The following is a 22,977-nucleotide window of genomic DNA, read 5'->3' as shown; positions in this document are numbered from 1 at the left end:
GCCCCTCCGGCCTCAGGCGGCCTTGGCTTTCGGATCGACGCGCCCGTGGATCGAAGCCGACATCAGCGCCTCCATCATGTTGCGTTCGCGGTCGATGCGGCTTTCGCACCAGGTCGCGACGAAGAACGCAATGAGCGCGATGGCGAGGCCCGCGGCGGTGGTCGAAAGTGCAACATAGATGCCGGAGGCGAGTTGGGTCGGATCGACGGCACCGTCGGTTTGCGAGAGCACGCTGAAGGCGTCGATCATGCCGATCACGGTGCCGAGAAGCCCGAGCATCGGCGCCGATTGCACCACCATGTCGAGCGAGCGCATGCGTTCGCTCATTCGTGCCAGTTCGATGATCGCGGTCTGGCGCGACAGCTCTTCGGCATAGCTGAGATCGTTCGGTCTGGCGCGCACACCCGAGAACGCGGCCTGCAACACGCGGGCCAGAACGGAATCGCGTTTCGAGGCGGCCTGCACCGCACGGTCGACCTTGCCCGAGAGCCAGTCATCGAGAATTTTCTCCGCAGCCTTGCGTTTGCCGACCCCCATCCGCGCGAATTGCGCGACTTTGTAGATGGCCACGCTGACAGTGAAAAAGGACAGAGCTGCAAGGGCGATGTAGATCGTGAGGGAGATGATCTGGAAAATGCTGAAACTCATGAGCAACCTCTGGGCGCGATACAGGGGGAAGGGAGGATGGGATGCGCGAGAAAATCGAAAAAGATGTCTGAATACATGATGATGGAGATCGGTACAGAGATCCTCGAAACAAAAGAACCACCGCCTGTAATAGCGATGGTCCGGGGCGTTAAGTCAATAGGCTAGTCCAACTTTGCACAAGTCTCATGCCAGCCAGCTCAGCGATAGACGCCGATCAGATAGTCCGGCATCGTTTGCACTTCGGTCACACCGAGATAGGTGCTTCCGCTATAGGCGGCGATGTCGGGCGACATGCTGGGAAGGTGCGGCTGGGATGCTGCGCCGAGCGGGGCGTCGCTGTAGAGCACGGTCATGCCGCGCGGTTCGGGCAGGGTCAGATCGAAGCCGGACATGCTGCCCTTCGAAACCGCGACCGAAACCGGGGCGGGCGAAACCGCAGGCGCAAGCGGCGCAGCGGAGGGCGCGGTAACTGCGGTCTCCGGCACGGTGGCGAGCGGTACCGAGGTGTGTGCGATGCGATCTTCCGAAGCGGGCATCACAGGCGCGCGCAACTCTTCGACCGAAATCGCAGCCGGGCCGAGCTGAGCCAAGGTCATGGACCGGCTGCCACAGGATGCACTGTCGGATGCGCTGATCTGGCAATGGCCGTAAGACAGGCCAAAGGCAGAGGCAACGGAAAGGCAAATGGCGCCTACGAAGAACAAGATACGATGTTTCATGGGGTCACTATAGCACAATTGCTTTACGAAAGCATAACCGGAATCGACCTTGAGTGGATTTTTCCCGGGGGCTGTGTCGAAGCCCTTGCCTGACTGGTCCGGCACGCGTTCTGTTGCACAGGGTTTACCTCCTGTTGTAGGCACGTCGCGACGAATTTCTCGATCAGGCAGGAAGGGGGCGTGGCGGAAATGTCACATCCGAGACTCATGAAATCCTTGTCCGACTGCCATGCGCGGAGCCGAGTCGCCTTGCGGCGGTCAGCGTTCCGCGGGCTGGCGGCTGCCTTGGCCCTGTGGCTCGCGAGTCCCGCCGAGGCGCGGTTTCAGGTCTGCAACCAGACTTTCGACGTGGTCAATCTCGCCATCGGGCAATGGGATTACGACGCCTGGGAAACCTCCGGCTGGTGGACCATCGGGCCGAACCAATGCGCCGATGTGATCGAGGACGACCTGACCGCGCGCTTCGTCTATGTCTATGCCCGCGACGTGTTCAACAAGACCATGGTGTCGGGCACGACCGAGATGTGCATCGACCCGGGGGAATTCCGGATTCGCGGTCATGAGGACTGTCTCCTGCGCGGCTATCTCAGTGCCCCGTTCTTCGAAATCGACACACGGCGCTCGGAGCGTTGGACCTTCTACATCCAGACCCGGTAAATTCCGCGCGTTTTCCGAGCTCTTGACTTGCTGGGAGGGGGGGATTTCGCCTATCGTGGACAGGTGTTTAATGCGTGGAGAGGGTCGGCGTTGGAAAAGCCCAAAGACACTGGTGTGGTCAAAGGACATGCCCGGCGCGCCTGTCTGGGCGGTGCCTTGCTGGTGACGCTCGGCTCCGGCCTCCAGGCCCAGAGTTTCAATGCCCCTCCGATCCTGTTCGAGCCGGGACAGGGCGAGACACCGCTGGTCGTTGCCTATGAACCCGCCAGCGATCTGCCCCGTCTGATCCGTTTTACGACCGTGACAGAGGCGCAAAGCGGCGAAGCCATCGCACCGCGCGCCGGATTTCCCGCTCCGTCGATCATTCTCGGGCGTGTGCCGGCCGGGACCGAGGAGAGCTATGGCATCGACCGGTTGATGCCGGAAACCGTGGCGCAATTCGCCTTCCCCTATAATGACATCGCCAGCCGCAATGCGCTTCGGAGCTCCGATCCGGAGATGTTTCGCGCGCTGGTAAGTCAGGGCCATATTGATCCGCCAGAGGACCGGGTTGCCGTAGCGCTTCAGGAAGAATTGCAGCGGATGAACTGTTACCGGTCGTCGATCGACGGTGCCTGGGGGGCGGGCTCGCGCCGGGCGGCGGCGGAGTATTTCCGTACCAGCGGCGTGAACGACAACGGCCTCGGGGCGACGGCCACCGCCGCGCTGTTCCGCAGCATCGTTCTGGGCGGAGACACCACCTGTGTCGTGGCCGCCCAGACCGGCACACAGACACGCCCGGCCAGCACGGGCAACCGTCGTCCCGCCAGCACCGGCTCCTCGGGCGGGACGTCCCCCGGCTCTACGGGCGAATCTTCGGGTTCCTCCGGCCCGTCGATCTCCGGTGGCGGTGTTGGCGTGTTCCGATAGGGCGCTGCGGGCTGAACGATGCAGATCGAAGTGGATCCGACTTTCAAGGGCAGCGGTCGACGCGCCGTCAAGCGCCGCCGTTTGCGCCTGATGCGACAGGTTGGGTTCGGTCTTGGCAGCCTGGCAGTTCTGGGCGGGGCGGTGTTCCTGATCCGGAGCGGAGGCGACCGCGCCGCGCTGCCGGATGCGGAAGATGCGATGCTGGTGCAGATGGGGGCAACGGCCGACGAGACGGTGCAAATTGCTGCCGCCGGGGCCGAGGCCTTTCTCAACATTCGTGGCGCGCCGATGATCCTCACCTTGCCCGAGGGCAATGGCAACCTCGGCGAGCGCCGTCTGGTGGCCGGTTCGGCGCTTGAGCCCGGACGGTTCCCGGCAGGGCGGCATTTCGACCTGCTCGAAGATGCGCTTTTCGACAGCAGCCAGCGGGTGCAACTGTCCATTCCCTCTTCGAGCGCTGACCTTGCGGCTTTCAACGCCCGCCGCTCCGACGGCATTGCGCTGGGGACGCAAGCGGACGACGCCGGCAGCAGCCTGCCGGAGGAGGTTTCGGCGGGCACCGAGGTGGACATCAAGGACGGGCGCGGCAGTTGGGGCGCGGTGATCGGCGAGAGCGGCACGGTGGAGGCACAGGAGGTGCGCTATATCGAGACGGTGATCGAGAACACCACCACCTCCGCGCTGAGCACGCCACCTGCCGAACGTCAGGCGCTGTTTCGCGAGGTGCTCGAAGACGTGCCGGAGCCGCGCAGGCTCACCGACATCCTGAAGGCGCAGAAACTCTCGGAGACCGAGATCGAGCGCATCCTCGCCGCGCTTTCCCGCGAATCCGATGCCGCCGGGGTGGCGGTTGAGAGCCTCACCGATCTGCCTGCCCGCAGCCTCGTGGCCCTGCGGCTCGACGACAATCGCTACGAGGCGCGGTTGTTGCAAATGTCGATCTACGGGCCTGAGGACTATCTCATGACCCTGGTTCAGCCGCGCCCCGGACGGTTTGTCTCGGGGGCCGATCCGTGGTTCTCCAGAGATCTGCGGTCTCTCGCCAACCGTGCCCTGGCGGCGCGTGGCACGGAAGGTCAGCTCAGGCTCAAGGACGCGATCTATTCGCTGACCCTGCGCCACCAGATGCCTTCCGATCTTGTCGGCGAATTGCTCGTGATGCTGGCCCGGGTTCAGGATCTCGACCAGATTGTCGACGAAAAGGACCGTATCCGCATTCTCTACGCCGAGGAGGGGGCGGATCTCCCGGCTGGGCGTATCGCCTTTGCATCGCTGACCGGACCGGAACTCGATTTGAAATGCTACGTGACACGCGGACCGCGCGAAGATGCACCCTATGCATGTTTCGATCCTTCGAAACCGCAGAGCCCGGCCTATGGTGGGGGCGGCAGCGGACTTTTGCCCGGTTTCATCGTGCCTGTGGCGGGGACCAAGACTTCGGGCTTCGGGCCGCGGTTCCATCCGATCCTGAAGAAAACCGTCAATCACGACGGGCTCGACTGGGGCGCGCCGGTGGGCACGCCGGTCCATGCCGCCGCGGCGGGCACCGTGATCCGGGAGGAATTTTCCGGCGCTTACGGCAATGTTGTCGGGCTCAGACATGCGAATGGATATGAGAGCCGCTATGCCCATCTCAACGCCTTTGCCGATGGGGTGAAGGTGGGGGATGAGGTTCAGGCGGGCGACCTGATCGGCTATGTCGGCACCACCGGTCGCTCGACCGGCCCGCATCTGCATTTCGAAATCCGGCTGAACGGACAGGCCATCGACCCGACCGGCAGCAGCCATGGTTCGCAAGCCGTGGAGGCTTTGGTCAACCGCATCATCCGGGTCGAAAGTGCCGGCAATGCGCGGGCCAAGAACACACGCTCCTCGGCCACCGGGCTTGGGCAGTTCATCGACGGAACATGGATCAGGATGATGAACACCTATCGCCCCGATCTGGTGCGCAGCCTTGATCGCGCCGCACTTCTGGAACTGCGTTTCGACCCGGCGCTGAGCCGGGAAATGGTGACTAATCTGGCGCGTGAGAATGAGGCCTATCTGCGCGCGCGCGGCCATGTCATCACGCCGGGGCGGCTTTATCTGGCGCATTTCCTCGGACCGGCGGGGGCGGATGTGGCACTTAAGGCGACGACGCAAACGCCTGATGCCTCTGTTCTGGAGGTGATGGGCCCCGCCGTGGTGCGGGCGAACCCGTTCCTGACGGGGTGGAGCGTGTCGCAAATGGCCGCCTGGGCGGATCGCAAGATGAACGCCTCGGGTGTCGGGCGGGTGGTTGCTCAGGCCACGCCCCCCTTCGTGCCTCTGACCGCGGAGACCAAGCGCTATGTTTCGGCCGTGGATGGGCTTTTGGGGCGTTTGTGAGAGCGGCCCGTTTCCGAAGCGAGCTGTGCGAAGTTTCGCTCAAGCGGTTTGCGGCGTGTTCGGAGGGCGTGGAGCCGGTTGACAGATGAGCCGATAACGTCCTCTATGAAAACAAATTTTTGCCAGTGGGATTCTCAAGATGTCAGGTGCCAGTATTCAACCCGGGTCGACCCCGGTTGCCAGTCAGATCAATCATGCCGGAAACGTCCTGCGGCCGCAGTCCTGTCGCGATATTTCTTCGAAAATCGCCAATCTCCAGCGCACGATCTCTGCCGCCGAACAACATTTCGAGGCTCAATTGCGTGCGCTCGATCAACAGAGCTTTGCCAACAAGGGCATTTTCTGGGCCTCGATCATCAAGGACAGTTGTGTCGCCTTTCTCGATGTCGGCGCCAATGTGCTTGAGATCGTGGGCATGAAACAGGCGGCGACCGTGGCCTCGCAAGGGGTGAACGCGATCCAGATTTCCGGTACGGCGGCGGAATGGCATGCCGGGCAGAAATCCACGTCCCAGGCTCTGACGAGCTTTGCCAAAACCGGTGTCTCCGCGCTTCCGACCAACTCGGCGGCGGGGCAGGCCGGGAAATTCATCGGCGGGTCTTTCCTGGGCGCGGGCGAGATCGCGGTCAACGGACCGCAACAGGCGCAGTCCGAGACACAGAATATGGCCATGGGCTATGCCCGCGACCAGATCATCGGCACCGCCGATCTGATTGCCAAAGCTGCCGAAGAGGGCGATGCGTCATGGGGCGCCGGGCTTGGCAAAGTGATGAACGGGGTGAAGGGGCTTGTCGCGCTTCAGACCTATGATCAGAACCTGAACAAGAGCATGGATGCCTATTTCGACGAAAAGGTCTCCATCGACACGCGCACTTTCACGCTGAAACTTCAGTTCCGTCGCAAATTCGCCGAGTTGAAAACCCAGCTCCGCACGCTCGAAGCGATGCTTCAGCAGTGTCTGGCGGAAAACGATCTGGCGTAACGGGACCTTCATCTGCGCTCAGGTGGCCCTGATGGTATAAAACCCCCGCGATGCGGGGGTTTTTGTCATTGTGGGCGTCGCCTTAGCTTCCAGGCCTCAGGCAAACTCATACTCAAATGCATCTTCCGTCCGGGTCACATTCACCCGCGCAAACTCCTCGCCCGAGACCATGCGCTCCAACACATGGCGCGACAGTTCCGGCAGGATGGAGTTGGTGATGATATTGTCGATCATCCGTCCGCCGCTGTCGGGGTCGCGGCATTGCTCGGTGATGTAATCCATCACATCCGCGCCATAGACCAGTTCGGCATTGTGCGAGGCCTTGAGGCGTTTGGCGACCGAGCGCAGTTTGAGCCGGGTGATGTCCGCCAGCGCCTCTTTGCCCAGCGGGAAATAGGGGATCGACACGATCCGACCCAGAAGCGCGGGCGGGAAGACATCAAGCTGGAACGGTTTCAGCGCAGCAGACAATTCGTCCACGTCCGGCTTGGTGTTGCCGTCCTCGGCCATCTCCATGATCACCTCGGTGCCGACATTTGAGGTCAACAGGATCAAAGTGTTCTTGAAATTGATCGGGCGACCGTTGCCGTCCTCCATGATGCCTTTGTCGAAGACCTGGAAGAACAGCTCGTGGATGTCCGGGTGGGCCTTTTCGATCTCGTCCAAAAGCACCACGGAATAGGGTTTGCGCCGCACCGCTTCGGTCAGTCGCCCGCCCTCGCCATAGCCGACATAGCCCGGAGGCGCGCCTTTCAGGAGCGAGACGGAATGGGCCTCCTGGAATTCGGACATGTTGATGGTGATGATGTTCTGCTCGCCACCGTAAAGCGCCTCAGCGAGTGCCAGAGCGGTTTCGGTTTTACCGACGCCCGAGGGGCCACAGAGCATGAACACGCCGATGGGTTTTTCCGGGTTGGCCAGGCCTGCGCGCGAGGTTTCGATGCGTTTGGCGATGGTCTGAAGCCCGTGATCCTGTCCGATCACACGTTCTTTCAACCGGTCCGCCAGCGTGAGAACTGCCTCCAACTCGTCCTGCACCATGCGGCCCGCCGGAATGCCGGTCCAGTCGGAAATCACCGAGGCCACGGATTGCGCATCGACATGGGCGTAGACCATACGCTCGTCGGGGTTGGCGCCTTCGAGTTCTGCAAGCTTGGCAGCCAGATCGGCGCGGACCTCTGCCGGATCGACGTCTTCGGCCTCGTCGGCGCCAAGGCTTGCGCGCAGTTCCAGAATGCTGTCGACCAGTGCCTTTTCCGCCTCATAGGCGGCTTCGATCCCGACCAGTTCGTCGGCGATCTTCTGTTTTTCTTCGGCGGCCTCGAGGATGCGTTCTTCATCCGTTTGGCCCAATTCGCGCTCGGCGGTTTTCGAGGCGATCTCTGCCTCAAGCTCGCGCAGTTTTTCGCGCATATCGGCGATCCGGGCGGGCAGGGCGGCCTGCGACACCGCAACCCGCGCGCAGGCGGTGTCCAGAAGCGACACCGCCTTGTCCGGCAATTGCCGCGCCGGGATGTAGCGATGCGACAGCGAGACGGCGGCGACGATCGCCTCATCGGAGATCCGCACGCCGTGGTGCGCCTCCATCGGGCCTAGGATGCCGCGCAGCATATAGGTACAGCGCGCCACATCCGGCTCGTCCACATTCACCGGCTGGAAGCGGCGGGTCAGCGCCGGGTCTTTTTCGAAATAATTGCGATATTCGGACCATGTGGTGGCGGCGATGGTGCGCAACGTGCCGCGTGCCAAGGCCGGTTTCAACAGGTTGGCGGCATCGCCTGTGCCGGCGTTCCCGCCCGCCCCGATCAGCGTATGTGCCTCGTCGATGAAGAGGATGATCGGGGTCGGCGAGTTTTGCACCTCGTCGATCACGGATTTGAGCCGCTGCTCGAATTCACCCTTCATGGAGGCGCCGGCCTGCATCGACTGGATGTCCAGCTCGAACAGCTTCGTGCCCTTGAGCTTGTCGGGCACATCGCCTTTGGCGAGCCTCTGGGCAAAGCCTTCCACGACGGCGGTCTTGCCGACCCCCGCCTCGCCGGTGAGGATCGGGTTGTTTTGGCGACGGCGCAGGAGCACGTCGACGATCTGGCGAATCTCGTCGTCCCGCCCCACGATCGGGTCCATGCTGTCCGCCGCTGCGGTCATGTCCTTGGCAAAGCGGCCAAGGGCGGTGGAGGCACCGGGGCCTTCGACCCCATCGGCGGAGGTGCCGCCCGCGCCAATCGACGAGCCGTCCATCGGTTGCAGGTTTTCCTCGTTCGAGGCCGACCAGGCCCGCGGGCCTTCGCTCACCACGCGCTCGGGCGAGAGATCGCCCAGTGTTGGCGAGAGCCGCTGCAACACGCGTTTGCGCTCGCCATGGGACAGGATCGCGACAAGCGCGTGCCCGGTGCGGATCTGGGCCTCACCGAACAAAAGCGTGGCATAGACCCAGCCGTTGTTCAGAGTTGCGCTCATGATCTCGGAGACCACCGGCATCTCGGTCACGTTCTTGTCGAGCTTCGCCAGCGCATTGGTCAGATCGGTCAGAACCCGCGCCCGGTCGAGGCCGAACTCGCCGATCATCACCGAGATGTCGCTCTTCGGATCGGAGACCACATGGTAGAGCCAATGCAGCAGATCGACATGGCGATGGCCTTCGCCACGCGCCTGGCGCATCGCCTTGATAAACGCGTCATACCCGGTGCGATTGAGCTTGCCCGCATAGGTTTCGACCTGAATTTCCGCAGCCATAATATCTTGTCCCCTATTACCCTTTACGGACCCTGTCGGCCCTTTAAGTTATATCCTGTGTGATCCGGAAGCGGCAGACCTGCACCCGGTTCCCGTTCGTGATGTTCGGTGTCGCCTGCACGCCCAATGGCAATGCACTCATCCAGCCAAGCTCCATGCTCTGGCCGAGTTGCGCCGGCGCAATCGCGCCTTGCGGCAGCCAGAGCGCGACGTTGACGTCGAAGAACGGCCCGAGATAGCCGGTCACGAGGTCCTGAAGTTCACGCGCCTGCGGCCGGCCGGGCAGAAACCCTTTGAACTGCGCCATATCGCGGCAGTCGAGATGCAGCGTCAGTGTCTCGCCCAGCGAGCGTGCCCGACGGCCCGCCCGCAGGTTCTGGCCCAGGGTCATGCCCTGTTGTCCCAGCTTGGAAAGATCCTCGGGTGCAAAGGGCAGCCAACTCGCGACGAACTCTTCGACCCGCACCGGCAATTCGAAATGCGCCTTGAGCAGCTCGCGCAGTTTGACCGGGCTTTTGACCCGGCCCATGGCGAGTGCGGTGTAGCGCACCCGCACGATGTCATCGACCGCGCCTCTGTTGCGATGCGGCAGGCCGGCATCGCCGGTAAAGGCGCGGAGCTGATCGGGAAAGCGCCCGCCCGCGGGGTGATCGAACTGGGTGATGGCGCGGGCGTCCGACCAGCTTCGGTAGAACAGTTGCTGGAACCGCGCGGTGAGCAGGTCGGCGAAGCGCACAAAGGAGGCGTCGCCGTTGGCCTGCCAATGCGCCGCCTCGCGGGTGATCGCGGAGGGCATCGGGCCGAAGGGGCCGAAGAGGCCGAGAAAGCGTGGGCGCACCACCGGCGGATTGGCCGAGAGGTCGACGTCAGAGAGATCGCTGTCGGGGAAATGCAGGAACGGGTCCTGACCCATCTGGGCGATCTCGTCGCGCACCCGGAGGTTCTCTCCGACCCGGGGTTTCTTGCCCGCCCGCCGCTCCAGATGGCGCATGAGGGTTAGAAACCCCCAGCCCTTGCGCCGCCCGGCGCGGGCTTTTTCCGTGTCCGTGCTCACAGAAGCGGCCCCGATCCGGACCTGGGTGGCCAGGTCTTGTGCAGCTTGCCGGTACGATCCAGCAGCGTGAGCTGGGTAAAGCTGTTGACGGCGGCGTAATCGGCAAAGAACCGATCCAGAATGGCCGAGAGCGTGATCATCCCGCCGCTGTCAATCACCGTTTCGTCGAGGGTCAGGCGAATTTCGATGCCGCGCGCGCTGTGATAGCCGTCGGGACGGCGCAGCGTGCGGGTGATCGGGCGCACCTTCATCTCGTGGACGGCATTGATATGGGCCTGTGTCACCTGATCGGAGACATCGCTGAACAGCCGCAGGATCTCGCGCAGGGCCTCGATATTGCCGCTGCCGTCACGCCCGGTAAAGCCGCGCTGGCTGAGGTTCAGAAGCGAGATGAGGCGCCAGTAATTGTCGCCCGCATGGCTGCGATGCCCGGCCTCGCGGTCCAGCTCGCTCGCCGCCTCGCGCGGTTTCGTCGGCGCTGCCACCGGTTTGAGATGCACGCTGCGATCGTCGAGCAGATGAAAGGTCGCGTCGGCGATCGGCAGGATCTCAGGCAGGTGCCGGTTGGAACAGAGCGTGCGCAGGAACAGGAGGTTGGCTTCGTCCTGCTCGGGTGGCTGGTAGAGCGTGATCCAGGTCTCCGTCCCCTCGTAGCGGTAGCGCACACCGCCGGCGCGAAGCTCTTCGCTCGTCAACCGCCGCCGCTCTCGTTCGAGCGTGTAATACAGTGTCTGGCGCGTGGTCGAATGTCCCTTGGGCAGGGCATAGAGCGGCAGCACGTCGACCCGCTCGCGATTGCCCTCATATTGCGCGCGCACGCCCAGAACACGGTGCACCTCGTAATTCATCACCGGGGTGCGGTTCGGCACCACCGGGTAGCGATGGTGGCGATTGTCGAGGGCGATGGGCTGGGCATCGTCCTCAAAGAGGTTGACCGCCGGGGCGCAGTAGAGACCGAGGTCCGCCTCGGAAAACCGCGTGCTCAGATAGCTGTTCACGGCGGAAAATTCGAAGATCACCTGCACGCTGTCGCTCTTGATCCCGGCGAGATGGCGCGACAAGTCGGTGAAGATCATGCCGAGGAATTTGCGCGGGAAGGCGTAATATTCCAGAAGCGTGGAGATGCCGGGGAACAGCAACTCGTCATGGCCGAACAGCCCGGGACCACCGAAACCGACCTGAGCCAGCACCTCGGGCGGCAGGCGGCGCAGAACCGGATCGCCATTGCGATCTTCCCAGCGCAGGGTGATGCGGGTGAGCTGGCTGAACACCTGTTCGTAAAGCGCCATGGCTTCGCGCATCGCGCCGGTGAAATGGATCGGCAAGGCGTCGCAGGTCAGCTCTTCGAGCGGTCCGCCGCCGCCACGCCGGAGCGTGAACACCAGACCGGCTTCGGTGCGGGCCGCGCTGTTCTGATCGGCGGAGGGCGTGTCGCAGCCGAGCGCATTGAGCGGCGTGGCGGAGCTGTGATAGGTCGCCTCCGGGATGGCGAAGGGCCAGAGCGTGAGCGGTTCGGCGAGACGATAGCGACAGGTGATCCGGCGTTCGGCCTGGCTGAACGAGCTGTCGAGATAGGAGCCCGCGGGAATTTCACGCCCCTCCGCGACGTCGCCGGGTTTGCCGGGCAGCGCCGCGCGCACCATCATGGCGGAGGGCAGGGGCGCGGTGGCATCGGGAAAAAGCTGTTCGAGCAACTCGCGGCTGAACGTGCGGAATTGCTGGTCGATGTTGAGCTGGACGCGGGCGGCCATGAAGGCGCTGCCTTCAAGAAGTCCGGCAATCGACGGATCGAGGTTTTCCTCGAGCAACCCGCCGAGACGCTCCGCCAGCCCCGGATTTTCGAGGGCAAAGGCCGCGGCGCGTTCCTTGAGGAGCGCCAGCTCGCGCTCGTAAGCTGCCTTGAACGCGTCCTTCATGAGCCGACGCGTTTCGGTTTGTCGACCATGCATTTGCCGGCCCCAAGATCGACATCAGCCTGAAACTCGATGGCGATGTCGGCCGGGTCGGCGATCAGCTCGGCACTCACGAAAACGGCGATACGTTGCCGGGCATCGCCTTCGATGGCTTCTACCTTGACGTTGAGCGACTGTTTGACGATGCGGGGCTCGTGATCGAGCAGGGATTGCCGGATCGAGCGGGAAATATAGGGCGCGATCAGGTCCTGTCGCGACATGTTGGAGAGATCCTGGAACCCGTAATTGACCACTGAGCGTGCCACATGCGGCGTGTCCGACAGATCGACGGTCGCGTCGAGACGAATGGTGTTCATCAGGATGGACAGGTGTTCGCGGACATGCGCACGCAGCGTTTCCTCATCGACGCCGAGACGCCGCGCGTTGGAGCGTTGCGACAGTTCTGAGGTCAGGGTGAGATTGTCTCTCTCGCGATGCACCACATGGGCGGCGCGGGCGTCCTTTTCCTCGAAGGCGAGCCGGAACACGTCAATCAGTGCGATACGCGACCGATCGTGAATTTGGCGCGACTGATGCCGCCGGGATGAGGATGGGGCGGGTGACACGGGCGGGCGCTCTGAAAAGGGGATCGTCAGCAGTTCAGGAAGTCGATGCGCCACCCTGTAAAGGATGGCGCATGACAATCTTCAAACGAATGGGATTACACCGCTTCGTTTTTCGCGATGTCGAAGCCCGCGGTGCCTTCCGGACCTTTGGACCCGTCGGCTTTTTGCGACGCGTAGGTCACTTCGTATTTGGCGAAGTTCAGCGTCACGGTTTCCATCACACGGTCCATGCCATCGCCGGAACCGCCGGTGGTGTAGGACGAGATGATGATGTCGGTCATCTTGATTTTGAAATATTCGAGCGGCGTGCTGCCGGCCTTGCGAACGATGAGCTCACCTTCCGCAATATGCAGACCGGAGGCACAGGACTTCAGAAGTTCGTGCGTCGCCATGTCGACATATTTGGTCACGGTCAAATCCTGCACATTGACCTTGCCGGAGCCGCCGCCCGGGCCGAGGTGGGTGGTGCCGGACTGGGACATGCCCCAGGACCATGCGGTCACATCAATCGAGCCCGCGTGCACTGCGTCCACGGATTCGCCTTTAATTTTGTCGAGAATGAGAAAGATATCGACAGCCATGTCAGTTTCCTTGGTTAATCATTACTTAGCTGGCGGGATTTTGGACACGAGGCTCATCCCAATGTCCATTCCCTCCATCTGGAAGTGCGGTTTGAGGAAGAACTTGCCCATATAATATCCGGGATTGAGTTCGTCCTCGACCACGTCAACCCTGGCGGCAGCCAGAGGTTTCTTCGCCTTTTCACGCTCATCGGCATTTTCCGGGTTGAGCGTCACATATTGATCGATCCAGCTTTGCAGGTTTTTCCGGATCTGATCCTTATCTGCCGACGAACCGATTTGATCTCGGATCATTGCCTTCAGATAATGGCTGAAGCGAGAAATCGCGAACATGTAAGGCAGGCGCGAGGACATGTTGTCCGATGCGGTCGCCTCCGGGTCCACGTATTTCTTCGGCTTGTACAGAGACTGGCCGCCGAGGAAGACGGCTTTGTCGCTGTTTTGACGGTGAATGAGCCCCAGAAGGCCCACTTTCGACAGCTCGCCTTCGCGGCGGTCGTCGATCGACACTTCGGTCGGGCATTTGAGATCGGTCTCGCCCGCGCCGGTGTCGAAATGGTGTGTCGGCAGCTTGGTGACTTCGCCGCCGGACTGAACGCCGCGGATGCGGACGGTCCAGCCGTATTCCTTGAACGCCCGGTTGATGTTCACGGCCATCGCATGGGCCGCGTTCATCCAGGAGTATTTCTCGCCCTTGTGGCCGTCGGTGTCCTCGACGAAGTTGAACTCTTCGACGGTCATGGTGCTGTCCGGACCATAGGGTTCGCGGGCCAGAACGCGGGGCAGGGTCAGCCCGAGGAAACGGGCATTCTCGCTGTCGCGCAGCGAATTCCAGCCAGCATAGTCGGAGGCCGTGAACAGGTCCTCGATGTCCGGCGGATTGGCGATGTCGTTCCAGCTCTCGAGGCCCAGAAGGCGCGGACCGGCGGAGGCGATGAAGGGCGCAAGCGCGGCTTCGGCGATCTTCGACACCGAGCTCAGAAGCGCCACATCGGCGGAAGAGTGATCGAAATAATAGTCGCCCACGATGGCGCCGATGGGCGCACCGCCCAGGGTGCCGATCTTGCGCTCATAGATCTGGCGATAGAGCGGGGAGCGGTCCCATTTGGCGCCCGGATAGCGTTTCATCATCGAGGCCAGCTCGGATTTCGAGGCGTTCATCACCTCGACCTGGAGAGAGGCGCCGGTTTCCGAATTGTTGACCGTGTAGGCCAGACCGCGCCAGGAGCTTTCGAGTTTCTGGAACTCTTCGGCATGCAGGATCTCATTGACCTGCGCGCTCAACTGTTGGTCGAGCCCGGCGATCATCGCCTGCAACGTGTCGATCACGTCATCGTCGACGATGGTCTGTTCGGCAACGGCCGTCTGAACCACGGTGGCCAGCGCGTTGTCGATGGCTTTTTCAGCCCCCTCCGTCGTCGGATTGATCGTCTGTTTCAGAATGGCGGAGAAGTCTTCAAGTTCGCTCAGCGCGGACTTCTCTTCTCCCGATGCGACCTGGGCTTCTTCTGCCAATTGTCACGCTCCCTGTAAAAATGCGGCGCGCCGGGGCGGCCGCATGCGATTGTCACTCTTCCGGTGTCTCGGTCGCTTCCGCGGCCTTGCGGGCGTCCGCTTCCGCTTTCGCCTGAGCGGCGAGCACCTTGAGACGTTCCGGGTCGTTCAGAAGTTCCTTGATCTGCTCCTGAGCCTTCGGTTTCGAGGTCATGTAGAGCAGGAGATCGGCAAGCTGCTGACGCGCTTCGAGAAGCTCGTTGAGCGCCGGAACCTGTTTCGCGATCTGCGCCGGTTCGAAATCGTCCATCGAGTTGAACCGAAGCGTCACACCGAGTTTTTGCCCCTCGCCGTCCTTCAGCTTGTTCTCGACCATCATGCTGAGGCCCGGTTTGACCTTTTTCTGCATGTAGCTGTCGAGCGTGGAATTCGTCACTTTTTCGAATTCGCGCTGATCGACAGGCGCTTTCTCGACGCCGGGAGTGTTGCCCGACAGATCGCTCATCACGCCCATCACGAAAGGAAGCTCGACTTCCTTCTGCGAGTCGATCGGATCCGTATAGGCGATATGCACCCTGGGCGGACGATTGCGTCGAATGTGTCCGCTGCCCGTATCTGAGGCCATAAATCACTTCCTCCAAAACTTACTACGGGGGATTGAGCCCCACGAAACGCTGTTATGTCAATGCTATAATTGCCCGAACTTCATGAAGCTTTCGCGTCAGACCTGTCGGGGGATCAGTTCGCGCATCAACGATTCGAAGTCCTTTCCGATGTAGGAACGGGCCTTTGTGAGCAGCATCGGGATGGGAGAAGAGCGCTCTACGGCCCGGAAATAGCTCTCGATCGACATCAGTTGCGCCTGTGCCTCCTGCGAAGTTGTCACCGGATAGCGGGCCGCCTCGACCAGAAGCGCGGCCTCGTCGTCGGGATCAAGGGGAACAAATGCGGGGCTTTTCCCCGTCGAAGATGCGGCTGTCGGGGCCGGTGCGGGCGTCGGGGCCGGGCTGGGGGGCGCAGGCTTTGGCGCGGAGCCCCCCGATTCGTGCATGCCGAGAATCTCGTCGATCGACAATTTGCGCGGGGCTTCCGGCTCGGGCTCCGGTTCGGGGGCGGGCTCGGGCTCCGGCATCACGGGCGGCGGTGTCGTGACACTCATCGCCTGATCGGAGAGCGCCCGCAAATGGCCGTGACTCAAGCGAAACCCGCTGTCTTCGGCGAAATTGATCGCGGCCCGTTCGGCGGTGTCGGGCATCAGCACCTCGAAGGCCTCAATCAGCGACTTTCCCAAAAGCATGCGCGATTGCGTCACCAGCAACAGCGCCGCGGACGACGGTTCGAAATGCCGGAAATACTGTTCCACCGCGCGCAGACGGGCGGCGGCCTCCTGTTGCGACTTGATTTCGGTCTGCGGCGGGGCGGGGACCATTGCGGGCGCGGCTGCGGTGGCTCCGGCCAGGGGGGCTGCGGCGCTGGTCGCAGGCGCCTCAGAGGCCGGAGGGGCCGCCACCGGGGCCTGGTCGGGTACGGCGGCATCGAGCAGGGCCAGAATATCCGACAACAGGCTGTCGAGCGGTCCGAACTGCGGTTTCGGGCCGCTGGTCACCGTGTCGCTGATTCGGTGCAGGGCATTGCGGAAGCGCTTGAGCACCAGCCGCTCTTCTTCGGTTTCATCCTTGGCGAAACTCAGCTCGCGCATCAGCGCGCCCAGATCGACATCCTGTTCGTCCTCGCGCGCGGTCATCTCACCCCGCGCCACGGTCACCAGCCGATAGGTGGTCGGCGTGCCTGCGAGGTTCAGGTGACGCAGCGGTTGCAGCATGGTTTCCTGATGACCCAGGTCGTTGAGCGCATCGAGCCGGTCCGCCGGCCCGTGTTCGAGCGTCGGCAGGACATCGTCCGGCATCTCCGTCATCAGCCCGGCGATCGCCTCGACACTCTCGACACAGGCCTCGAGCTTGCCCGCGAGGATTGCCCATCGCGCCCTGAGCGACAAAAGTCGCAGGTCGCGGCTGCGCTTCAGCAGCGCATCAATGCTTGAGAGTTCGGATTTCAGGTCCACATCCGCAGGGTCGAAGACGGTGGCGCTGTCCATGCCGGGTTTGACATAGGTGATGTCGATCCGGTCGAGGGCGGAGAAGTAGTAGTCGCCATATTCAGCGTCGTCGGCTTCCCAGAGATCGGGACCCGCCGGGCTGTCTCCGGCCAGCGCTTTGCTCACCCAGTCCAGACTCATCTGCCGATCTCCCTCATGCTGCGACTCTCGTCATTTCCGATATCTGCCACTGTGTCACATCCGACGCAGCGCGTCAGCATAATGTCTTGAAAAAGCTTCAATAAAAGCATCCAACATGCCGTTTTCGCCCTTTGCTGCCTTGTCGTCCCAGCGTCGCACGAACTCTTCCCAGAATTTCTTCGACTTGCCGCTGAGACGTCCGCCCTCGGTCGTGGTCTCGATCTCGTCCGGCGACAAACCGTCGAGCATCTCCGCCAGCGCCGGTTGCAGTGCGGCGACCACGGCGGCCTGATGCTGACGAATGTCGGTCAGCGCATTGGCGAAACTGTCGGGCCCGGTCATGTAACCGTCGCGGGGCGTCAGAAACATGGCGGCAAAGGCCATGTCCCGGTCCGGCATGAACTTCATCGGGTTGTTTCCCGAAGCGTTCAGCATGGTGCGCTCTTCCTTGGAAAAGAACATCTTCACCGCCGAGCGATCCGTCAGCATTTTCATGAAGTCGTCGGTGCACATGCGCACGCATTGGCCGAGCATCCGTCCAAGCACCTCCGGCGGAATATCCGGCACGGCGTGCGGCGACACCCCGGCGCCTTCGAGGAAAGCGGTGAGAAAACGGTCCTGTGTGTCCGTGCTCCCCTGGGGATGAGACGGGGGCTCGGGGGCCAGCGGCGCGGCGGGCTGGCCGTAGAAAGGCTGCGGTTCGGGCGGCGTCGCGGGGGCGGGGGGCTCGGGGGCAAAGCCGGGATGGGGCGGCGCATAAGGCTCAGGCGCTGCGGGCATCTCCCAGGCCGAGGGGCCAGAGGGCGGTACGGCGGGCCCGCCATATTGCATGGGCGGGGGCGGCGTCATCGGCGGAACGAACCCCATATCGGGTGTCGGTGGCGCCTGGTCGGGCATGTGCCCGGGCGTTTGCAGCGGCGGCTGTGCCGCGCTTGTGTGATGTGCCGGTGTCTGCGGCATCAGGTCGGCCCAGTCGTCGAGATCGGCCTGATAGGGCGGTACGGAGACACCGGGCACGGGGGTGGGGGAGGCCGCCGTGGCCATCGGGGTTTGCAGCCCGTCATGCACCCCCTCTGTCGCCCCGGCTTCGAGCGTGGCGCGGATGATGTAATGTCCAACCGTATAGCGATCGCCATCCTGCACCTCATGGGCGCTGTCGAGCCGGTAGCGTTCGCCATGCAGGAAGGTGCCGTTGGCGGAGACATCGGTGATGTAATAGCGCCCGTCTCGAAAGCTCACATCGAAATGGTGCCCGGAGATGTGGCGCGAGGCATCGGGCAGAACCCAATCCATCCCGGCTTTGCGACCGACTTGCGCCGAGCCTCCCGACAGGGTCAGGGTGACCGGCCCCCCGTTCGGCAGAGTGGCGTGGTTTTCGATGCGCAATTTCAGGCTATGCATAGGGTCTTCAAAGTGCTGGGCCTGTCCGGTGCGAGGAAGCGCTCTGACCGGACATGACGTTTCAATAGATTCTGAACAATCCTGCCGCGAGATCGAGGACGCGCGCAAGGCTCACCGAGCGATGATCGAGGCCCAGAGTGGCGATCGAGGACAGAACCGCGACATTCACCGCCTTCGGGGTGCGCCAGAGCGGCACGGACAGCGGGTCGTTCGGGGCCATCGGGCCACCGGACCAGCCGACGGCGAGGCCGAGATAGACGAGGGGAGTTCGCCGCGGTGCGAAAAGCGCGCCCTGCATGGCATGCCAGCGGGTTTCATGGCCGGGATATTCGAGCCATTGCAGCACCGCATTGGCGAGATGGCTGTCCTCGGCAGAGAGGTTGGGCTGGTTCATCCGCACGCAATCGACGCCCCAGGAAATCGCCATCTTCGGCTCGGCGGCGAAAGCGGCATAGGTCACCGCATCTTCCGGCGTGGTCGAACTGCGCAGCCGTTCGAGATACCCCAGCGCATCCTCGTCCTCGCTCGGGCGATGCTTGGTGAAAATCCCCACTTCCGGCATGGTGCGGTAGAGGGCCTGCGGGCTGTCGAAGCGCAAGCTGCGCATGGGGGGCATGGTGTGTTCGCTGTCGAGTTCACTATCCATCATGGTTTCCCTGTCGTCACGCGCCTCTGTCAAGCGCCGCGTTGCCTTGTTCAATCCGGTCCCGTTCTTCGGGGCTGTCGGAGGTACGATCCGGGGCCGCCGCACCGGATAATCGGTTGCAGAGGCTTGCCGACGCGTTCCGGGCGCTGCCGCCGTGTCTGATCGCTGAATACATCGCTTATCTCGTCAATCGAATACCGTGCAGGGGGGCGTGTCAAACGGTTCCGGGGCAACATGCCGATATTCAGGACGTCGGCAATCGTATCACCCACAGGAAAAACACGTCTTCCCTCAGAGGCGATATGGCCCGCCTGAGCGGGCCACGTCTGATCAGAACTGGATACGGAACTGGCCCGTGATCCCCCAGCTTTCGAGGTTTTCACCCTTGCGCCCGTCGAGACGGATGGTGGCGTTCAGCATTTTCGCCGCCCCGAAATCACCCGGCTCCAGCAGGCGGGTGTAGTTCATGCCCAGCGACAACTCGCCATAGGCCCCCAGAGACTCGAGGGAAATATCGCTCGTGTCGCCCACACTGTCGGTATAGGTCGCCAGGCGGTCGTCCGCGAAGTCGTTGTAGAGCGTGAGCGTGCTGAAATAGTTGAGCGCACTCTTCTGATCCGTGGCGATCTTGGTTTTCGACAGCGATCCGCTGAGGAAACCGATTTGGGTTTTGCCATCTTCGAGTTCGAGCACAGAGCCGTTGTCGAAGTTGATCGGATCGGTTTCCGAACTGGTGAAGGAGAACCCGGCGGTCGTCACGAAGTTCAGGCCGCGTTTGTCGATGTCCGGGAAGACATAGCCCATGGAGCCGGAGACGGTGTAACCGGTGTTGTCGTATTCCGCATTGGTCAGCCCGAGATCGGTGCCGTTCGACCCCGCGACAGCGCTGTTGGTCGAGGTGAAGGCGGTGTCTTCCAGACGCAGTTGCAGATCGGCGAAGAAGCGATCTTTTTCTGCCACGACATAGCCCCCGACATAGGTCTGATCGAAATCGGTCTTGGTGCGGCTGACCACGGTGTCGGTCGAGGTCCCGGTGAGGGCGCTGAAGCTGTAGACGTCGTTCTTGGAGGAGCCGGTGTTGACCCCGACGATGCCGCCGAACGAGAGGTTCCAGCCGTTGAAATGGCCGCCGAAGCAGGAATAGTCACCGCCCGCCTGCAACCCGCCATAGTTCAGGCTGAGCGGGCTGGTGCCGCTGCGCCCGGTGCCCACGTCGGTGTAATTGCCGTCGGCATCCGCCTTGCCCCCGGTCGCGCGCGCCCAGCTTCCGAAGCCGCAGGGTTCGTTTTCGCCCGGGTTGAAGCCGGCCACGAAGGCCGAGGTCGGGCGGTTCACCACGGAGCCCACAAGGGACTGGATGAGACCGACTGAGGAGGCCACCGCGCTGACACCGTCGGCGACCGAGCTTTCGATCACGTAGCTGCCGGAACCTGTGCCGGAGTTGACCTTGGTGAGCGAGTACACCAGACCGCCCGAGGTATCCAGTCCGCTGGTGTCGGTCACTGTCAGGGAGGAGGTGCCGCCATAGGTCAGAACCGTGATTCCGCCCGTGTCGATTGTACCCAGGCTGCCGCTGCTGTTGCTGAAGCTGAGGTGGACGTTGCCCGAAACATTGCCGCCGACCGCGATGAGGTCGCCGGTGCTGGAGCCCTCGGAGAGATCGACATCCATCTCCACCGTGCCGTTGATCACCGCGTCGCCGGTGATGTTCAGCACATCGGTGTCGACACCGTTGGCCAGATCCAGCGTGCCGGAGGTGTCGAGCGAGGCAATCGTTGCCGTGCTCGCGACACCGGCTGTTTCGTTGACCAGGGAGGTGGTGCCCCCCGAGGAGTTGGTCAGGCCGACAATCGAGCTGCCGCTGTAAAGCATCAGTGTGCCGGAGTTGGTGATCGCCGCCGAACTGCCTGCCGAGATGGTCAGGCCGGTCTCCACCTGCATGTTGCCCGCGTTCGCGAGGCTGCCGGTCAGCATGAAATCGTCGAACACCTGCAGAGAGCCGCTGTTCAGCACACTCAGGGAGCCATAGACATCGCCGCCCAGCGTCATGTCCCCGCCGTTCTGGATGGTGCTCGTATCGGTATCCGCGCCGAGTACGGCGCTTGCATCGACATCCAGAGAGGCCCCGCTGTCTAGGGTGATGTCGCCAAGATACGTGCCTTCGACCGTGGTCTGCGATCCGTTCTGAAGCGTCGTCAGCCCGGTGACGGTCAGGGTCTCGCCGCTGTCCACGTCAATCGTGCCCGCGGAGGTCAGCGTGCCGTCGATCAGGCCCGCCGCGTCCGTCGTCTCGATCGTGCCGCCTGTCTGGTTGACCACATTGCCGGCCAGATCGCCCGCCAGATCAATGAAACCGCCGCTCTGGTTGGTCACCGTGCCGCCTGCGGTCAGGACCGCACCGTCGTCGATCAGAAGATCGCCCGCGTTGGCCGTCGTGCCGGTGACGGCGGAGTCCGCATCGTCCACGGTCACCGTGCCACCGCTCCGGTTGGTCAGGTTGCCGTCGATCTCGCCGGTCAGGGTCACGTCGCCGCTGTTGTCGAGATCTGAGGCCAGCGTCGTGCCGTCAGCGATGTCGACCGTGCCGCTGTTACTGCTGCCACCGGTGACGGTGAGCGTGCCGGAGGTGATGTCGAGCGTCTCGGCATTGGTGAGCGTGCCGTTCACGGTGCCGCCGCCGGTGACGGTCATGGTGCCGCCCGAGAGGTTGCTCGCCGCGCCGACGGAGCCGCCGTTCAGCGCGAAGGTCGAACTGTTGGTGAGCGCGCCCGTGATCTCGCCCGTCGCACCGAGGGTCAGCGTGGCGTCCGTGTCGTTGGTGATCCCGCCGGCGCTGTTGAGGGTGCCGTCGACGGTGAGCGTGCTCCCGGCCCCGGTGTTGACCGTGCTGGAAACGGTGCTGGTGCTGCCGTCCGCAAAGCCCATCACGCCGCCGTTCTGGTTGGTCAGGAGACCGCCATCGGTGATTGACCCCGTCGCAGTGACGTCGAAGCTGCCGCCATCGTTGGTGATCGCGTTGCCGCCTGCATCGAGAGCGGCGCCAAAGCTCAGCCCCCCGGTGTTGGTCAGATCGCCGGTCAGCGTCATGTCGCCGGAGACGGTGAGTGTGGCGGCGTTTTCGATGTCCCCGTCGAGCACCACCGAACCGTCGAGATCGGTGCCGCCATTGAAGGTTGCCGCGTTGTCGATCACGATGGTGCCCGCCGACAGCGTGCCGGTGCCGACCGTGGTCACATTGCCCGAAGTCGTCAGCGTGCCGCTGGTGCCGACCGTGATGCCGTCCGTGGTCAGAGCCAGCGTGCCGGAGTTGTCGATATCGCCGCCGACGGTCTGATCGACCGCGACATTGAGCGTGCCGGAGTTGGTGACATTGCCCGACAAGGTGCCGCCCTCGACCGTCATGGTGTTGGCATTGTCGAGATCGCCGGTAATTTTACCGCCGGTCATGGTGACGGTCCCGGTGGTGTTGTCGACAGAGGCCACGGTGCCGCCGCCCAGTTCGAGCGTGCTGGCGTTGGTGACCGCGCCCAGATTGCCGCCGTCGATGTCGAGGGTGCCGCTCTGGTTGTCGAGGGTGCCCGAGGTGCCGCCGGTGATGTCGAGCGTACCGCCCGTCACCGTCGCGCCGCCGGTCAGATCGCCCGAAGAGGTCACCGTGCCGCCGGTGACCGTGGTGGTGCCGGTGACGGTGCCGCTGTTGTCGAAGGTGCCGCCGGAGTTGACCAGCGCGCCGACCGTGCCCGCGTTGCTCGATCCCGTGCCGGAGTTCGACAGCGTGCCGGTGACTTCGCCGGTGCTCGCCACGTCGACATCGGTGGCGCTGGTGACATCGCCGTCGACCGTGCCGGAGATGGTGCCGGAGGTGGCGGCTGCATCGAGATCGACGCTGCCGGTGAGGGTGGCGCCGGAATTGACCGCGAAGGTCCCACCGTTGATGTCGGTCGTGCCGGTCACGGTGGTGTCGCCGTCGACGGTGGTCGACCCGCCGCTCTGGGTTACGGAGGCCACGGTGCCGCCGCCCAGTTCGAG

17 protein-coding genes are annotated in these 22,977 nt (G+C 63.1%); 4 read left to right on the top strand and 13 right to left on the bottom strand.

Features of this window, described 5'->3' with window-relative positions:
* Positions 1 to 12 precede the first annotated feature (12 nt).
* Both NH195_RS15940 and NH195_RS15935 read right to left on the bottom strand, forming a co-directional pair.
* Positions 13 to 648, bottom strand: coding sequence for a MotA/TolQ/ExbB proton channel family protein (locus NH195_RS15940; protein WP_198403494.1), 636 nt, complete (start codon positions 646 to 648; stop codon positions 13 to 15).
* A gap of 197 nt (positions 649 to 845) precedes the next feature.
* Positions 846 to 1,367, bottom strand: a complete 522-nt coding sequence (locus tag NH195_RS15935; RefSeq protein ID WP_155846205.1) for a hypothetical protein — start codon at positions 1,365 to 1,367, stop codon at positions 846 to 848.
* Between the two features lie 285 nt (positions 1,368 to 1,652).
* Here NH195_RS15935 and NH195_RS15930 point away from each other — a divergent pair, with 285 nt between their 5' ends.
* The 4 genes from NH195_RS15930 (at position 1,653) to NH195_RS15915 (ending at position 6,282) form a co-directional block, all read left to right on the top strand.
* The gene (locus tag NH195_RS15930; RefSeq protein WP_238379783.1) at positions 1,653 to 2,024 is read left to right on the top strand and encodes a DUF1036 domain-containing protein; all 372 of its coding nucleotides are present in this window, start codon (positions 1,653 to 1,655) and stop codon (positions 2,022 to 2,024) included.
* 90 nt (positions 2,025 to 2,114) lie between these two features.
* Positions 2,115 to 2,933 carry a hypothetical protein gene (locus tag NH195_RS15925; protein WP_066709120.1) on the top strand — a complete coding sequence of 273 codons (819 nt, stop codon included), beginning with the start codon at positions 2,115 to 2,117 and terminating at the stop codon, positions 2,931 to 2,933.
* A gap of 18 nt (positions 2,934 to 2,951) precedes the next feature.
* Positions 2,952 to 5,300 (top strand): peptidoglycan DD-metalloendopeptidase family protein, encoded by a 2,349-nt coding sequence (locus NH195_RS15920; RefSeq protein ID WP_066709111.1) that lies wholly within the window; start codon positions 2,952 to 2,954, stop codon positions 5,298 to 5,300.
* A 139-nt stretch (positions 5,301 to 5,439) separates the two neighbouring features.
* Entirely contained in the window at positions 5,440 to 6,282 is an 843-nt protein-coding gene (locus NH195_RS15915; RefSeq protein ID WP_066709109.1) for a hypothetical protein, read from the top strand.
* Between the two features lie 96 nt (positions 6,283 to 6,378).
* Here the strand turns inward: NH195_RS15915 and tssH are convergent, their stop codons facing one another.
* From tssH to NH195_RS21485, 11 genes are all read right to left on the bottom strand, one after another.
* Positions 6,379 to 9,018, bottom strand: a complete 2,640-nt coding sequence (tssH, locus tag NH195_RS15910) for a type VI secretion system ATPase TssH (RefSeq protein WP_066709108.1) — start codon at positions 9,016 to 9,018, stop codon at positions 6,379 to 6,381.
* Positions 9,019 to 9,061: 43 nt separating this feature from the next.
* Positions 9,062 to 10,072 carry a type VI secretion system baseplate subunit TssG gene (gene tssG, locus NH195_RS15905; RefSeq protein WP_066709106.1) on the bottom strand — a complete coding sequence of 337 codons (1,011 nt, stop codon included), beginning with the start codon at positions 10,070 to 10,072 and terminating at the stop codon, positions 9,062 to 9,064.
* Positions 10,069 to 11,988, bottom strand: coding sequence for a type VI secretion system baseplate subunit TssF (tssF, locus tag NH195_RS15900; protein ID WP_066709104.1), 1,920 nt, complete (start codon positions 11,986 to 11,988; stop codon positions 10,069 to 10,071). The genes tssG and tssF overlap by 4 nt, the downstream gene beginning before the upstream one ends.
* Positions 11,985 to 12,512, bottom strand: coding sequence for a type VI secretion system baseplate subunit TssE (gene tssE, locus NH195_RS15895; protein ID WP_066709097.1), 528 nt, complete (start codon positions 12,510 to 12,512; stop codon positions 11,985 to 11,987). Before tssE ends, tssF begins: the two co-directional genes overlap by 4 nt.
* 173 nt (positions 12,513 to 12,685) lie before the next feature.
* Entirely contained in the window at positions 12,686 to 13,171 is a 486-nt protein-coding gene (locus tag NH195_RS15890; protein WP_066709095.1) for an Hcp family type VI secretion system effector, read from the bottom strand.
* A gap of 21 nt (positions 13,172 to 13,192) precedes the next feature.
* Entirely contained in the window at positions 13,193 to 14,686 is a 1,494-nt protein-coding gene (gene tssC, locus NH195_RS15885) for a type VI secretion system contractile sheath large subunit (RefSeq protein WP_066709093.1), read from the bottom strand.
* Positions 14,687 to 14,738: 52 nt separating this feature from the next.
* The gene (gene tssB, locus NH195_RS15880) at positions 14,739 to 15,290 is read right to left on the bottom strand and encodes a type VI secretion system contractile sheath small subunit (protein WP_066709090.1); all 552 of its coding nucleotides are present in this window, start codon (positions 15,288 to 15,290) and stop codon (positions 14,739 to 14,741) included.
* Positions 15,291 to 15,386: 96 nt separating this feature from the next.
* The gene (locus NH195_RS15875) at positions 15,387 to 16,901 is read right to left on the bottom strand and encodes a type VI secretion system protein TssA (RefSeq protein WP_066709088.1); all 1,515 of its coding nucleotides are present in this window, start codon (positions 16,899 to 16,901) and stop codon (positions 15,387 to 15,389) included.
* Positions 16,902 to 16,955: 54 nt separating this feature from the next.
* A complete protein-coding gene (gene tagH, locus NH195_RS15870) occupies positions 16,956 to 18,302 on the bottom strand; it encodes a type VI secretion system-associated FHA domain protein TagH (protein ID WP_066709085.1) in 1,347 nt (448 codons plus the stop codon).
* A 61-nt stretch (positions 18,303 to 18,363) separates the two neighbouring features.
* Positions 18,364 to 18,951: a DUF6931 family protein gene (locus tag NH195_RS15865; RefSeq protein ID WP_066709461.1), complete on the bottom strand. Its 588-nt coding sequence runs from the start codon at positions 18,949 to 18,951 to the stop codon at positions 18,364 to 18,366.
* A gap of 327 nt (positions 18,952 to 19,278) precedes the next feature.
* Positions 19,279 to 22,977: beta strand repeat-containing protein (locus tag NH195_RS21485; protein ID WP_081423975.1), on the bottom strand; the 3,699-nt coding region annotated here is incomplete at its 5' end.

The organism is Celeribacter ethanolicus (genome assembly GCF_001550095.1).
In the GTDB taxonomy this organism is placed as follows: Bacteria; Pseudomonadota; Alphaproteobacteria; order Rhodobacterales; family Rhodobacteraceae; genus Celeribacter; species Celeribacter ethanolicus.
The sequence above is the reverse complement of the archived record's forward strand: the minus strand, read 5'-3'. Positions and strand labels throughout refer to the sequence as shown.